Here is a 15,365-nt window from a genome sequence, read left to right as displayed (position 1 = left end):
TTTTGGTTGGCGACCCGCAACAGCGGAACGAGTTACTTATTCTCAACCGTCAAAATCTCCAGCCCAAACGGTGGCAGCTTTTTGGTTGTGACTTTCTGGCTAGCCGTGGTGATCTGAAAGTCGGAAGCGTGCGCGCTGTTGTTCAGCAGAATGACAAATACCTTGTCTTTTTTCTCGGACTGAGCCAGAATGTAATCGATCGATGGGTTATCGATTTTGACCCGGTTTTCGTCAATCAGCAACGTAGCCTTTTCGCCATTAACGGTTCCGGCGGCAAACCCGTAAGTCTGGTGCGGTCCGACTTTGGGCGTCACAAATCCGCGTGGGAAAACCACCTTGCCGTTCGAACGCAATTCCGCTTCGGCCAGCAGGTAATCCGTCAGCCAGCCAACCTGCCACCAGGCGTGGTGCGGATACGGCCCGGCGCCCCGGTTCATGGCCTGCCAGTAGTACGATGCGACGCTGGTTTTCGGGTCCACAAACGCATCCCGGCCAATGGCTCCGGCGCGGGCCATGTCGGCGAAAATCGGCTCTTTCGTTAGCCCGTACATCCGGATAAACATCCCGGAATGGCTGGCCAGCTGAATCGGACCGTGCCGACCCGCTGAGCCAAAAATACCGCCGTGTTCGAAACTCAGACCGGATTGGTTGATCTCCCAGTCTTCGCGCGGGGTGCCGTTGACGGTTTTGGGTTTCCGGCTGGCGATGGGGTGGGTGTAAATCGACGTGGTGTAAATTTTGGCGCAGGTGATGGCGGCCTGTTTATACCGTTCGTCCTTCGTCAGGTCGTATAAATCCAGAAACGCCTGGGCTGCCTGGCCGGTGGCAAAATCAGGGGCGTAGCGCGCATCGCCACAAACGCCCAGAAAGCTTCCGGTTTCGACGGCATTTTTGATCAGCCAGTCGGCTCCTTTGCGGGCGGCCGCGAGGTATTTCGGGTCTTTCAGGATACGGTTTGCGACAATCATGCCGTAGAACGTTGGGCGAACATCCTGAATGTCTTTGAAGATTTCGTTCTCCGTCTGCTTGTCGTAGGCCACCGCCCAGCTACCATCCGGTTTTTGCCATGTTAGCAGCCGCTCAGCCCCAAACCGTAACCGTTCTTTCAGTTCCTGATCATTGGGTTTGAACAACAGCATGTTCCCGATGTCGAGCAGCGTGTAATACGTCAGGGCAATCGGTTCGACCACCGCGCCCCATTCCTCGACGAACTTCTTCGATTTGGCTAAATAATACTGTCCTTCGACGGCTCCCTTGAAAAAGTTATCCGCGGTTTCCTGTTGAACGAGTTTGAAGTTTTCGGCGTAGGGCAACACATTGTTGGTCAGCAGCGGATCGCCGGTGGCGGTTGCCAGCATCCACATCGCGCCGTAGTCCGAGTTTTTCATGGCGTCCCGGTTAGAACCAACCACTCCACCCAGGTACGATTGCGCGCCGATCTTCTTGCCCTCAAACTCTTCCACGTTCCAGAGTGACGTTTTCGGGTCGGTCAGGTAGTGGTGCATTTTCTGGATGCGGTCGGTCAGCGATTGCTTGCTTTTCCGCAGGGCCAGCGATTCCTTGAACCGGTAAATGTCGTAGACCGCGTGGTTGAGCGCCTTGAACCAGTCGCCGTCGGTCAGGCTGTAGCGGAAGGTGTAGCTCACGGTTTCGCCAGGTTTCAGGGCCGATTTGGGTTCACCCAGCACCGGGAAATACAGCGTGGGCGACAGCTGGGCCTTGCGGTTCATGTGCGACAGACCAATGTTCCAGTCAAGCTGCGTGATTTTGTCGTTCGCCCAGGGGTCGCGGGCCAGGCCCGGTTCGGGAATAATCGAAAGGGTCAGTCCGTTTTTGGTACTGATCATGGGCGACAGCGTACTGGCGCAGCGTTCGCGGTACACGACCGGCAGCGTCGGAATGCCGTGGCCGTAAGCGTAGGCCAGCACGAAGTTGGGTTGCAGTTTGTTGCCCTGGAAATAGCCTGGCACCGTTGCCCAGCTCAGGCTCTGCTCGGGAATATCGACCAGCGTGGGGCTGGCTAATGAAAAGTAACCGGTTTTCTTAGCCGTCAGTGTTTGTTTTACCAATACATCCTGCGGAAATTTCGGGTCTATGCTCCACTCGGTGCTGACCGTGGCCGCGTCGGTTTCCTGCCGAAACGTGAGGCTGTTTTTACCGGCCTGTTTGGCTTCTTTCGGGAAAAAATGGATGGCTTGTCCGGCCGTATTCAGGGCCACCGGACTGGTGGTTTCGGCCCATTGCTCCTCCTGATAGTGGTAGATTTTTTCCGGGAAATCGACACCGGTAATCGTTTTAAACGTTTGCTCCGGCTTGTTCGACGGTTTTTCGGCCGCATACAGCAAGGTGTTTTCGCCGGAGGGTTGCGCCAGCGTCTGCCATTGCCGGCCTTTCTGGGCGGCTACTTTCTGTAACCGCCAGCCGCCCGCCGTTGACTCCCAGACCAACTGAATCCGATCGTTCGACAAACTGACGGTTTTGGGTTTCTGGGCCAAACCGGCGATACTGAGAAATCCGAGTACTAAACTAAGGCAGTATTTCATGATAACTAATTAATCGTTTGGACTCTCCTGTTTATGGCCCGGTCAACAGAACGGATGCCATTACGAGATTAAAAACCAGTAACGTTAAACTTATTTTACCTCAAGAACGGCTTCTTTTTTAAACGCTCCCAGTCCGTAGGAAAACCGCAGGGTTGCTTTCTTTCCGGCCGAAACCGGGTTGGCCGACAGATCGACAACCTGCTGGAAATAGGTTCCGTTTGTCCCTTGCTCTTCCAGCGAAATACGGCTTTGCTGGCCCTTTGCATTGGTTAGAATCACCGACCCCTGTTCGACTTTCTGCGGGTCGAGGTTGAGTGGGGCCGTTAGTCGGATCCCAATTGTCTGACCCGGTTTGGCTTCCTGAATCCGATTCGTGAACGTGGCATCGAAAATCTCAACGTTGGTTACATCGGCGGCCAGATACGCCAGACCGGCCAGCCAGGCGGTATTGAACGTCACCCAACCTTCCGTGTGGCCGGGGTCGCCGGAGTACGGATCATACGGGTAAACGCCCTCTTTCGGCGAACCGTCGAGCACCCCACGCACGGTCTGGAGCAAAGCCGCTCCGCCTTCCAGTTCCTTGAACCAGCCCAGATCGGCGCCTTCAAAATCGGTGAGGGCGTCGTAGCTGAAATGCCGTCCGGTCGGATTACGGCCATAGACATTATCCAGTTGCGCCGTGGCCAGTTCGCGCAGGCGTTGTTGCGTAGGCGCATCGTTCAGCACCGAAACCGCGGCCAGGGCCGGAGCCGGAAAACCGGCGATGTTACCGGGTTCGTTGAAACTACCATTGGGGTTGTAGGTGGGGTCGGACGTGGCTTTGATGTCGGCGATGACCCACTTGTTCTCCGCATATTTGCGGAAGTCCCACATATTGTCGGAGCGGCTGATGGCGACTTTCGCCCAGTCCTGCACTTTTTCGAGTAAGCCTTTCGGGGCTTTGCCGGGATAGTTTTTCAGGAAAAACCGGAAGGCGTCCATCGTGACGAACTCATTCATCCGCTGTCCCTTGGTCGAGGTTGGATCCTGCCAGTCGAGGTTCTTGATCAGCCACTCGGTCTGGGCGAAGGCGGCTTTGAAATAGGCATCGGCATCTTTGCGGCCTTCCCGTTTCGCCACTTCGTACATCATTAGGTTCGGTACGATGGAGTGGCCCGGCGGAAATTGTCCTTTGCCGCTCCCGATCTGGGTATAGGTCTGAAACAAGTTGGCCGAATGCTCGATATCGTACCAGTGCCAGCGGTCTTTGTTGTCGTTGCCCCAGATTTTGAACAGGTAATCGCGGGCTTCGGTATAGACTTTCTGGGGAATGTAAGGACTCAGGTCGGGGTAGGCATACAGAAAATACGCCAGTTGTTCTTTCAATAAGGTATGATTCACCTGTCCGCGCAGGTAGACATCGACCGCCCAGTAAATCAGGCGGACAATTTCGGGGGTATGTTCCGGCAGTTTCTCGCGAACACCGGTATAAATGCCTTCCACTGGCATCCGTTCGACCGTGAAGGCATCGGGATTCGCGGAATACAGCGCGAGCAGGGTAGGGAGTTCAAACGAAAACTGGTGGCTGTCGCGCCAGGCTACACCCAGCGAGGGGCAATCGGCGCTTTTGTCGGTGGGCGAATAGCTTTCCGAATTACCGTACCAGCAGCGGTCGTCAATCATGAACGCCAGCGCGGGTGGGTAAGACGATCGCTCGATCACGTAGGGCGCAATTTCAAACGGGAACGACCGGCCTTTTTTCTCCCCAGCGACCAAAATCGTATACGGTCCGGGTTGGGCCGGTTGGAAAGCCGTAAAATCGCCGATATGTCCTTTCACCGTGCCGGAAAACTGTTTTTGACCGGCGGCATCGAGCACCTGGAAAACCGTACCATCGGCTGCTAACGGAGCCGTAAACCGTTTCGGGGCCCGCAGGTTGTATCCGATCTGATTCACAAAAACCGGCTGCGGATCGTGGGCGTATACTTCAATTTCCGGAAAACCGGTGGTCTGTTTGGCCGAATACGCCACCCGGATTTTCGTTGTTGTAACCGGTTCGAACGAAATCAGGGCCTTATCGGGTTGGGGCGCATCAAATACGTCCTTCCAGTTTCCGTTGGTTTCAACCTGGATGCGGACCTTTTCTTTGCCGCGAAATCCGCGCAGGAGAACCCGGTCGATGGGGTAGGGCTGGCCCAGATTCACGTCAAAATAATTGACCGGTGCCGCTACGGAGGTATACCAGACCGTCGCGTCGTTGCCATCGACCAGGTACTGGAATGGATTATCCGCGATGATCGGATAGCCCGAAACCGCCTTGCCTTTGGCCAGGTTGACGGTTTGGGCATCCACGGCACTAACTGCCAGCGTTGAAAACAGGGCCGTTAGTCGCATGAAAACCGGTAAATTGGGGAACGTTGAGGGCATAAAGCTACGGGTTGGGTATCGTTGGTTGCTGTTGCGGATCGTCGGGCAACCCCGTTCAAATCCGCAACAGCAATCAACCGGAAAGCTAAACGATTATGAACAGTCTTACGGTTTGGCCGGAGCCGGTTCGTCCTTGATGATTGCCATGAATTCCGGCAAATGGTCCTGATAGACTCCGCGCGGTGACGTATTGTATTTCTTCGCCATGTATGCGGCAAAACCGACCACTTCGCCCATCATGCCGCAGGTCCGCATCACCCGCGTGCTCCCAAAGGCGACGTGCGTGGTGCTGATATTCCGGCCCGCCATGAACAGGTTCGTGATGTTTTTGGAATAAAGACAACGGTACGGAATCGTGTACGGCGCAACTTTGATGTGCTTGGTTCCAGCGAAAAACTCCTGTCCTTCAAAATACTTGCTGTTTTTGGGATCGGGGAAGTGCAGGTCGATGGTCCAGGTAGCCGTTACGGTGCCGTCCGGGTGCTGTTTGCCGTCCTGAATGTCCATCTGGGTCAGGATGTGGTCACCCATCAGCCGCCGGGATTCGCGTTTGCCACCGATGTAGGCCACCCAAGCCAGTTCGCGCTTGGCATATTTCGCCTTCTTGTTGTTTTTCAGGTACGACCAGTTACCGTAGATCGCCCGCAGGTTATGATCGCGGATTTTCTCGGCGTCGGTAATCGTGTTGAGGTTGCCAAAACCGGTTTCCCACTGCCAGTCGGCTTTGTGGTCGTCGATGTGGTATTCATCCGAGAACTGGATGGCCCAGGGCGTTTCGGGAAAGGACGAAACCGTGTCGCGCTCCAGCGAGGCCCAGAGGTTTGAGGTGCCCAGCGTAAAATCGTCGGCCTTTTCAGCCGCCAGCGACTCGCCGGTTTCGGCTTTGCTTTCCCGGCCAAACCGGTAGTCGGCCCCGACCAGGTGTCCCAGCGTACCGTCGCCGGTGCAATCGGAGAAGTACGTGCCCGTAAACCGGACTTCCTGGTTCGTGGCAATGTCCCGGCCAACGACGGCAACCACCGCATTGCCTTTTTTCTCGGCTTTATACACGTGCGTATTCAGGTACAGCGTAATGTTTTTCTCGGCTTTAACGATCGACGTTTTCCGCGCATCGCCGTATTCTTTCGCGTCGGGGTTCCCGTTGCCCGGGTCGCCATTGTCCATTTCACGCACAATCCGGCCCAGTTTCGGGTAATGGTTTTTGTCAACATCACCCATCAAATGCACCCGGATTTCGGAACTGTTGTTGCCACCCAGCACCGGGCGGTCCTGAATCAGGGCCACTTTCAAGCCCATGCGGGAAGCCGAAATGGCCGCGCAGGTGCCGGCGATTCCTCCTCCGACCACCACCAGGTCGAAATGCCCGGCTTCGGTTGTTTTGCCGGCCAGGTTCAATACTTTATTGCGAAAGGCCGAAAGGTCTTCCGTCTTATCGGGGGGCGTAAATTTGGGCGCGTTCGTAAACAGGATGGCGTCGCAGCGTCCGTTGAAACCGGTCAGGTCGTGAAGCGCCAGTTTGACCTGGTCCGTTTTGACGTCGATTTCGCCACCAGGATACCACTTCCAGGCATCGGAACCGCTTTCGCCAAAGACGGTGTTAACCGGTTTTCCATCCAGAACGACCTGGAATTTGCCCGGCCCTTTCGGAAATGGAGCCCAGTCTTTGGTGCGTACCCACACCTGGTATTTGCCTTTTTTGGGAAACTTGACGGTAGTGCTGGCGTCTTTCACCGGGCGACCCATTCCGTGGGCCATCAGGTAGGACGAGCCGATCACTACGAATGACTGCTGGTCGATGACCCAGCCGCCTTTGTCATCAAACGACTCGGTTTCCACGAAAACGTGGTCCTGAGCCATCAACTGCCACGAAAGGAGCAGACTTAAAAGTGTTTTGATTGCGGTTTTCATAGAAAAACAGGTTGGGTAGTTAGGATAGGGGTTTAGAAATAGGTGTCTTTTTAGGTCGATACATGATTAATCCTGTCCAGGCTGGCTGGTCCTGGTTTTATAAACTTTCATTCGGGCCTGAACCGCCGGATTTTTCGGTTTTAAAGTCGTCAAAACCCGGTAAATTTCGGCAGTGTACTCGGAATTCGAATGACTCAGGTGACCGGCCAGCGTTTGTAACGCCTTTTCGGGCAACTTCGGCTGGCTCGCCAGCAGGTTCAACAGCAGGTTGAACTGTTCCGGATTCGCATTCACCAATGCCCGGGCGGTTTGCTCGGCCAGCGGAGCCCGCAGCGGAACCGTCGTCAGCTTTTTCAGAATTGCGATTTGCAATGGATAGGCCGCCTTCGTGTACGTTTCCCACAACCACGTTTGCCGGTCGGCACCCGCAAAGAATTGAGGGCTCAGCTTTTGCAGCGCATACCGGGCGGTGAAAAGGTTTTTGGCCCGCATGATCTGCATCAGATCAGGACTGAACGCTGCCGTCGCATTGCCGGCTTTATCGATCACCCGTTCCATCGCCCAATACTGGTAAAAATGGTTGCTGCTGCCCAGAAACTCGTGCAGCAGCGTATCGCTCCGGTAGGTTTCCGTGATCTTCTGCATTTCGTCAACCACCGAACCGTGGGCAATGTGCCAGAGCGTATAACAGGTGTATACCGCACCGTCGATGACCTCGTTCTTCACGGTTTTCAGCGTCGCTCCGGCTTTGGCATCCACCGAATCGGCCAGGTTTTCCGTGCCCTTCCCGACCAGATCTTCCATCGCGACGTCTTTCAGCAGGGAGTTGGTATTGCTCAGAATGGCTTGCAATTTCTCGTAGTCTTCCGGTTTGAACTCCTCGTGGTCCATCTTGGTCAGAACCTCATGGGGCGGAAAGTCGTAGCGGAGGTAATTGCCGAGCAAATCCCAGTAAAAATTAATATACACCGGTTTGCACTCGCCCGTCAGACAGACCGGCGTAAAGACGTTGCGAAAAAAATACTGCGGTCGGTTGGCTTCGTTCAGCGCCAGTTTCAGTACGTAGGAGGTCGTGTCGTTTTCGGTGATGGTAAATTCCCGGATTGTCTTGGGCGACGGGAACGGTGCGGTAGGGTGCAAGCGAGAAGCTCCCGGCATACCCGGTTTCGAAGCTATGCCATAGCTTCCCAAACCAACCATTAACCAGGCAATCATCCCTAAAATACCGCTTGTGTTCCGCATACGTGGCAAGCCGGACGGATCCGGTTAATTCGTTTTGAGTGGAATATGAACGTTAAAAGACTGGCTCGGGTCAACATCGGAAGCCAGAAACAGGACCTGCGGTTTTCCGTCTTTCAACCACAGTTGGGGCCGTTCCAAGTGGGCTACTTTCTCCACCCGGCCGTCGGCCCATTTAATTTCCAGTTTCGACACCAGCGGATGCTTCGCCAGTTGCCAGTCGAGTCCGTCGGCCGATTGAAACAGGGCGAGTGACTGACCCGCCCTAGTAAAGGCGCCGTGCATGTCTTTCACAATGGCCCAATACCGGCCCGACTGATACCAGATGAACGGATCTTCGGCCGGGAAATCGCTGCCTTTGGCCTCGAAAACCGTACCGGGCTGTTTCCGGAACGGCCCCAGCGGACTGTCGGAAATCGCCACTTTATGCACCACCGGTCCACCAAAGGGCGCCGGTTTTTTCTTGCCAACCGCTTTGTACACCATCAGAAAGCCGCCATCCGGTTTTCGGGTAATGGACGGGTTGTTAACCACCAGGGCGTCGTCGGCCGTCGAATCCGGACTGACATCGATCAGGGGCGAATCAAACCGTTTCCAGGGGCCATCCGGGCTGTCGGCCACGGCCACACCAATCCGCTGGTTGTTGCGGTGGACAAAGTTCAGTCCTTTCGGGGTAACTTTCCCATCGCCGGTATTGCCCATGTAATACAGGTAATACTTCCCGTCAAATTCGTGAACCGTCGGATTGTGCGTACACAGGCCGTCCCAGTATTCCCGGCCGCGCGGAGGCAGGGTAACATCTTTAAACGTATACGGCCCCAGCGGATTATCGGCCACGGCATGGGCCACCTCCGAGTGGGTCACCCACGCGCTAAAGCCCAGTTCGCGCTTAAACCGGGAGTAGAACAAATGGTAGGTGCCTTTTGAGTCAGCCACCATCGTTCCACACCAGGTATAATACAGACTATCTTTCAATACGGCCCGCGTCGGAACCGGCTGGATCAGTTGCGTAAAGTCCAGGTCGGCCGAAACCGGTGTGTTGGTTTCCGGCTTCTGCCCGACGGCGCAGGAGAAAATTCCCGCAGCCGCCAGGCAGAAGATCGTGAACGTATTGATTCGTTTGATCATTTCCAGTCTGGATTCTGCTCCAGTTTCGGGTTCGCGTTCAATTCGTCCTGCGGAATCGGGAAGTACTTGTTTTTCGCCTGAACGTTCCGGACCGGATACACATCGTTCACCGCTTTCGGGATGACTGTCAGGAATTTACCGGTTCGCGTCAGGTCATACCAGCGGTCGCCTTCGGCAAAGAATTCCCAGGCCCGTTCCTGAATCACCGCATCGATGAACGCATCTTTCGACAGACCGGTTTTCAGATCCGGCAAACCGGCCCGTTTGCGAACCGTGTTGATATACCCGTAGGCCGCTGCGGTCGCGCCGTTCAGACGGGCTTCGGCTTCGGCGGCAATCAGGTACATATCCGCCAGCCGCAGGATCGGGATGTTGGGAATAGAACCGATGGTCGACACCGGATCCTGGTATTTTTTGACCAGTACGCCTTTCGTTGTAATGGGCGTGATATCCTTCTGGGCGACCCTTTTGCCGCTTTTATCGATGTAGGTGGTATCCAGCAGGGTGCGCCGTTTGTCGGTTGGGTCGAACGAGTTGAAAAACGACTGGTAGGCAAACATCGAACCAAAAGACGTCCGGGCGTATTCGGCCCCGGCGCTACCGCTCGGACCATACAAACCGACCAACTGGTGGCTCCGGCCCGGCGAGATCGGATCAACTTCATAAGCCCACATGTTTTCGATCCGGGCTTCGTCTTCCTTGTCGTACCGGTAGACATCTTTCACTTCGGGCATCAGTTTGTACTTGCCGGAATTGATGACTTCGTTGGCTTTTTCCAGTGCCTTCGCCCAGTCTTCGTTGTAGAGAGCGGCTTTGGCATACAACGCCGTGGCTACTTCTTTGGCCGGGCGCCCCTTTTCGACGGCCGGGTAGGAGAGCAGGCCGGAGGCTGCCGCCAGTTCCAGGTCCGCGTAAATTTGCTTGAAGACGTCGGCTTTCGGGCTTTTGGCCGTCAGGGCTTCGGCTTCCGAGTAGCTCGGCGTAATCTTGATGGGCACATCCCCGAAGTTTTTCACCAGCATCCAGTGGTAAAAGGCGCGCAGAAAATAGGCTTCCCCCAGGATTTGCTTCTTCCGGGTTTCGTCCATCGACGCTTCCGGCACTTTGGCAATCACCCAGTTGGCTTTTTCGATGCCGTCGTAGCTGGCCGCCCAGACCTGCTGGGGCGATTCCATCAGCCGCCCGTTACTTTTCTGGTTGGTGTAGTTCACATCATACGTGAAGAGGGTCAGCGTACTGCGCCCCACCACCGAACGAGGGTACGTCTGGTCGTCACTCATGTCGGCCAAAAGGGTCAGGGCGGGGCCGCTGCCCAGGTCGCCCATCGGGCCGTAGGCGGCAATCAGCCCCTTTTCGGCATCAGCGGCTGTTTTGTAAAACGCTTCGGTATAAATGGACGAGTAAATGGTTTCGTCCAGTTCGCAGGAGGTCAGCAAAAACGCTGCGAGTATGGGAATGAATATCTTTTTCATGATTGCTTGAGTGATTGAGTGGATGAGCGATTGAGTGAAGGAGCTAAAAAACCGCTCAATTACTCAATCCCAATTCGCTCAATTATAATGTGATTTGAATACCGCCCAGGAATGATTTCGCTTGTGGGTACACGAGGTTGTCAACACCGATCACCGTGTTCGAACCCGCAAAGGTATTCACCTCAGGATCAAATCCGCTGTATTTGGTGAAGGTGAGCAGGTTGTTACCGCTGACATAGACCCGGATGCCCTGAACACCCTTGATGCGGGGTACATTGTAACCGATGGTAAGGTTTTTCAGGCGCATGTAGGAACCGTCTTCCACCACGTAGTTGGTAATTGGCAACCGGCCGGCCACGAAGGCACTGGCGTACTGGTTGCTCGGATTCGTCGGCGACCAGCGATTGACAACCCCTTTCAGCATGTTCCGCTGACCCGCCGGATTCTCGAAGGACAACCGGCTGGCGTTGTAAATGTCGTTGCCCTGTGAGCCCGAGAAAAACGCACTCAAATCAAAGCCTTTGAATGAAAGGTTGGTCGAAAAACCGTAAATGAAATTCGGGTTCGGATTTCCCGTAATGACCTGATCCGCTGCCGTAATCTGGCCGTCGCCGGTGACGTCTTTTACCTTATGACCACCGATCCGGCCGTCGTAACCGGGTAAGATGGTTTCGCCGGTCTGGTTGATGCCGTCAAAAACATAATTTTTAAACAGCCCTAGGGGCTCGCCGACTTTCAGAATGGTATAGGTCGTTACAAACCGTTCGTTGGTTACACCCCCATCGAGACCCAGCACTTTATTGCGGTTGAAGGTCACGTTGGCCGACGCGTCCCATTTGAAAGCGCCATCCAGAATGCGTCCATTGGCGGCCAGTTCAATCCCTTTGTTTTCCAGTGATGCAAAGTTACCCGTGATCGTGCTGTAACCGGAGCTCAGGGGCAGTGCTTTTACGTACAAAAGGTCTTTCGTGTTTTTGTGGTACACATCGGCGATAAAACTAACCCGGTTGTTTAGCAAACTTAAATCAAAACCGATGTTGGTCTGGGCCGAACGCTCCCACCGCAAATCCGGGTTCGCAATACCGGAGGGGTTGATTCCCGTTACGAAGGTATGGTTGAGGTTGTAATTACTGCCCGAAGCCGAAACCGTTGCCAGCGACTGGTAGGGATTGATGCCACCGGCATTCCCGGTAATCCCGTAGCTGGCCCGCAGTTTCAGGTCCGAAATCCAGGTGACTGATTTCAGGAACGGTTCCTCGATCAACCGCCAGGCGGCTGATACCGCCGGGAACACCCCGTACTTGTGATTGGCGCCGAACTTGCTCGATCCATCAACCCGAACCGTGAAATCAACAAACAGTTTGTCTTTAAAACCGTAGTTGACACGGCCCATGTACGAATCCAGCCGTTGGCGGTTCCGGTTGCTGCTGACGGTGCGGGTGAGACCCAGTTGCAGGGCTTCGTTCTGCGTGGCGTCGTTCGGGAAACCGGTGGCATTGATGCTGTTGTCGTTATACATTTCGGCCTGGGTGGCAAAAACCGCCGTTCCTTTCAGGGTGTGGTCTTTGCCCAAAGCCGTATTGTACGTCAGAATGCTTTCGTGCAGCAGAGCCAGGTAATTGATGTTGTCTTTGCGGGCGGAGCCGGAGTTGTCGTTCAGGTCAGCCCGGTTGATGATGGAACGGGGGTTGTAATTATTGTACAGTTCGGCCCGTTGATCGACGTTGAAAGAAGCCCGGTAGGTCAGTCCTTTGGCAATATTGGCTTCGCCGTACACATTGGCCAGGGTCCGTTTGATGCTCCGTTCGTTTAACTGAGCGGCAAAACCCAGCGGGTTGGAAACTTCCCGGTATTGGGTGGCCTGTTCGCCAAACGGGAACACCGTGCCGTCCGGGCGATATGGTTTCAGGTTAGGCGGTGCACCGAGTGCCGCGCCCAGAATCGAGCCGGTGACAACCCCCGCATCACCGATGGTCTGGCTACCGGTCGTAATCCCGTCATTGATCGAATAGCTGCCCAGAATACTGGTCCCAACCTTAAACCGCTGGCCAATCTTGTGGTCGAGGTTCAGGCGCAGGGAGTAGCGTTTGAAACCGGAGCTAATGATGATCCCGTCCTGATCGAAATAGTTCATCGACAGGGCCAGTTGCGTTTTTTCGTTCCCGCCGTTGATCGAAAGCTGGTGGTTCTGAATGGGAGCCTGCCGGAAAATCTCGTTCTGCCAGTTAATTCCCTCGCCCAACGAAGCCGGATCGGGGTAGAAGTTGTTTTTGAAAACTTCATTTTCCAGCTGCGCAAACTCGGCTGCGTTCATCACCGGCAGGGTTTTGTTTACTTTCTGAACACCGTAATAGCTGTCGAAGGTCACCCGTGTCGCTCCGCTTTTACCGCGTTTGGTCGTAATCAGCACGACCCCGTTGGCCGCGCGAGAACCGTAAATGGCCGATGCCGAAGCATCTTTCAGGATTTCAACCGATTCGATATCATTCGGGTTGATGGTCGATAGCGGGCTGACGTCCGTAATACCGCCCCCGTTGGAAATCTGAATGCCATCCACGACGTACAGCGGTTCGGAGTTGCCGTTGATGGAGTTGGTTCCGCGTACCCGAACACTGACGTTACCGCCCGGTGCACCGGTATTCTGGTTAACCTGCACCCCCGCAACCCGGGCCTGTAAGCCCTGCGCCACGTTGACAACCGGCGTTTGTGTGAGTTCGGCGGATTTGATGGAGGCAATGGAACCGGTGGTTTCAACTTTTCGCTGGGTGCCATAGCCCACGACGACGACTTCACTGAGTGATCGTTCATCCGACTGAAGCGAAACATCGATCGTGCTCCGGTTGCCGACCGCTATTTCCTGCGAAACGTAGCCGATATACGAAAAGGTGAGCGTGGCATTGCTGTTGGGTACGACCAGGCTGTACTGGCCGTTGACATCAGTTGTAGTACCTTGCTGGGTACCCTTGATAATAACATTGACACCGGGTAGCGCTTCCGTACCGGATGAGACCCGCCCTCGGACAGTCAGGCCGTTGTTATTTTGCGCAAACGAAGTGAGAGAAGCGGAGAGCAGGAGGAGCCATAACAGTCCCTTTACTGCCCGAATGGGTTTAGAGAATACCATACATAAATCCGGACATTGTCCTTGATGTTAAAGGTTGGCAATAAAAAATGTACAATTTTGTGGGAATTGTTAAACAGACACTGCAAAAGTTGATCTATCCGGGAAAATTGGCCTGCTAAGTGGCAAAAAGCCAGTTAAATCATTCTTTTTTGCATATCTTACCTGATATTACGGTGAAATAATAATTTTGCAAAGAAAAAATTGTCTTATATTTTTGGGAATGTTCCCAATTTTTTGGGAACATTCCCAAAATGTGCATCATTCGATGGGAAAATAAGCGATTTTCAAGGAGTATACAGTCATTAATATTATAATAGTTATATTTTAATGAGGAATCATCAGGCGACTATCATCGACATTGCCAAAACACTGAATCTGTCAAAATCCACCGTGTCGCGGGCCCTGACCGGGCATCCGAATGTAAAGGCAAAAACCCGTGAACGGGTGCTCGAAATGGCGGATCAGCTCGATTACCAGCGCAACCAACTGGCCATTTCGCTGCTGACTAACCGGACGCAGACCATTGGGATTATGGTGCCGGAATTCCTCAGTCCGTTTTTTCCCCGGGTCATTATCGGGGCGCAGGATGTGCTGGCCCAGGCGGGTTATAACGTGATCATTTGCCACTCCAACGAGTCGTATGCGACCGAAATCGTCAACGCCCGCTTGCTGTTAGCCAGCCGCGTGGATGGCATTCTGGTGTCGCACACGAAGGACACGAGGAATTTCGAGCATTTCAAAATCTTCGAGCGGAAAGGAATTCCGGTGGTTTTTTTCAACCGGATTGTGGATGAGCTGGATGTTTCGAAAGTGGCCGTGGACGATTACGAAGGTGCCTACCGCGCGGTCGAGCACCTGATCAACACCGGCAAACGGCGGATTGCCCACCTGTCGGGCCCCGATTCGCTGCTGAACAGCCGCGATCGGCTGAACGGTTACCGGGACGCCTTGACGGATAACCAGATTCCGATCGACCCGGCCCTGATTATTTCGTATGATCTGACGCTCGACAAGGCGAATATCTACGTCAACCACCTGCTGAATCTGCCCCAGCCACCCGACGCGCTGTTCGCCATCAACGACCCGACCGCCATCGAGGCCCTGAAAGTTATCAAAAACCGGGGACTGCGAATTCCGGACGACATTGCGATTGTTGGGTTCAGCGACGACCCGGTTTCAGCCCTGATCGAACCCGGCCTGACCACGGTGGCCCAGCCCGTCGATGACATTGGCCGCCAGGCTGCGCGGCTGCTTCTCAACCAACTGGCGGCCGAAGAAGACCGCCCCGCATCCGAACTGGTGGTGTTGCCCACCCGGCTGATCATCCGCGGGTCGACGAGTTCGGCCCCACTTCCGGGAAACCCATACTAACCCGCCTGCCTGCTGCGCTTCCAGCCGACGGCTTTCCCATCCATTCGCAACGGGGCCTTCTTCCGGTTCAGCGCCCGGAGCGGGGCCGCTGTGCCCTGTTCAGAACGGCCTTCTCCCCATTCGTTGCCGGGCTCAGGCTGGGCCGTCACGTCCGGTATGAGCGATTTATTTTGC

9 protein-coding genes are annotated in these 15,365 nt (G+C 54.7%); 1 reads left to right on the top strand and 8 read right to left on the bottom strand.

All coding sequences use genetic code 11. From position 1 onward, the window contains the following. Positions 1–32: 32 nt before the first annotated feature. The 7 genes from ACFPMF_RS19690 to ACFPMF_RS19660 form a co-directional block, all read right to left on the bottom strand. Positions 33–2,543, bottom strand: a complete 2,511-nt coding sequence (locus ACFPMF_RS19690) for a glycerophosphoryl diester phosphodiesterase (protein ID WP_379848448.1) — start codon at positions 2,541–2,543, stop codon at positions 33–35. A 90-nt stretch (positions 2,544–2,633) separates the two neighbouring features. Then, positions 2,634–4,949, bottom strand: coding sequence for a discoidin domain-containing protein (locus ACFPMF_RS19685; protein WP_379848447.1), 2,316 nt, complete (start codon positions 4,947–4,949; stop codon positions 2,634–2,636). Between the two features lie 105 nt (positions 4,950–5,054). Continuing rightward, a complete protein-coding gene (locus ACFPMF_RS19680; RefSeq protein ID WP_379848446.1) occupies positions 5,055–6,857 on the bottom strand; it encodes an FAD-dependent oxidoreductase in 1,803 nt (600 codons plus the stop codon). 66 nt (positions 6,858–6,923) lie between these two features. After that, entirely contained in the window at positions 6,924–8,099 is a 1,176-nt protein-coding gene (locus tag ACFPMF_RS19675) for a hypothetical protein (protein WP_379848445.1), read from the bottom strand. A gap of 24 nt (positions 8,100–8,123) precedes the next feature. Further along, the gene (locus ACFPMF_RS19670; protein ID WP_379848444.1) at positions 8,124–9,224 is read right to left on the bottom strand and encodes a glycoside hydrolase family protein; all 1,101 of its coding nucleotides are present in this window, start codon (positions 9,222–9,224) and stop codon (positions 8,124–8,126) included. Continuing rightward, a complete protein-coding gene (locus tag ACFPMF_RS19665; protein WP_379848443.1) occupies positions 9,221–10,696 on the bottom strand; it encodes a RagB/SusD family nutrient uptake outer membrane protein in 1,476 nt (491 codons plus the stop codon). Before ACFPMF_RS19665 ends, ACFPMF_RS19670 begins: the two co-directional genes overlap by 4 nt. Positions 10,697–10,778: 82 nt before the next feature. After that, positions 10,779–13,820, bottom strand: coding sequence for a SusC/RagA family TonB-linked outer membrane protein (locus tag ACFPMF_RS19660; RefSeq protein ID WP_379848442.1), 3,042 nt, complete (start codon positions 13,818–13,820; stop codon positions 10,779–10,781). A 327-nt stretch (positions 13,821–14,147) separates the two neighbouring features. Here ACFPMF_RS19660 and ACFPMF_RS19655 point away from each other — a divergent pair, with 327 nt between their 5' ends. Continuing rightward, the gene (locus tag ACFPMF_RS19655; RefSeq protein ID WP_379848441.1) at positions 14,148–15,191 is read left to right on the top strand and encodes a LacI family DNA-binding transcriptional regulator; all 1,044 of its coding nucleotides are present in this window, start codon (positions 14,148–14,150) and stop codon (positions 15,189–15,191) included. Here ACFPMF_RS19655 and ACFPMF_RS19650 read toward each other — a convergent pair. After that, a complete protein-coding gene (locus ACFPMF_RS19650) occupies positions 15,188–15,340 on the bottom strand; it encodes a hypothetical protein (protein ID WP_379848440.1) in 153 nt (50 codons plus the stop codon). The two genes, ACFPMF_RS19655 and ACFPMF_RS19650, sit on opposite strands and share 4 nt — an antisense overlap. Between the last annotated feature and the right edge of the window lie 25 nt (positions 15,341–15,365).

Source organism: Larkinella bovis (assembly GCF_042655385.1).
GTDB classification, from domain to species: Bacteria; Bacteroidota; Bacteroidia; order Cytophagales; family Spirosomataceae; genus Larkinella; species Larkinella bovis.
The sequence above is the reverse complement of the archived record's forward strand: the minus strand, read 5'-3'. Positions and strand labels throughout refer to the sequence as shown.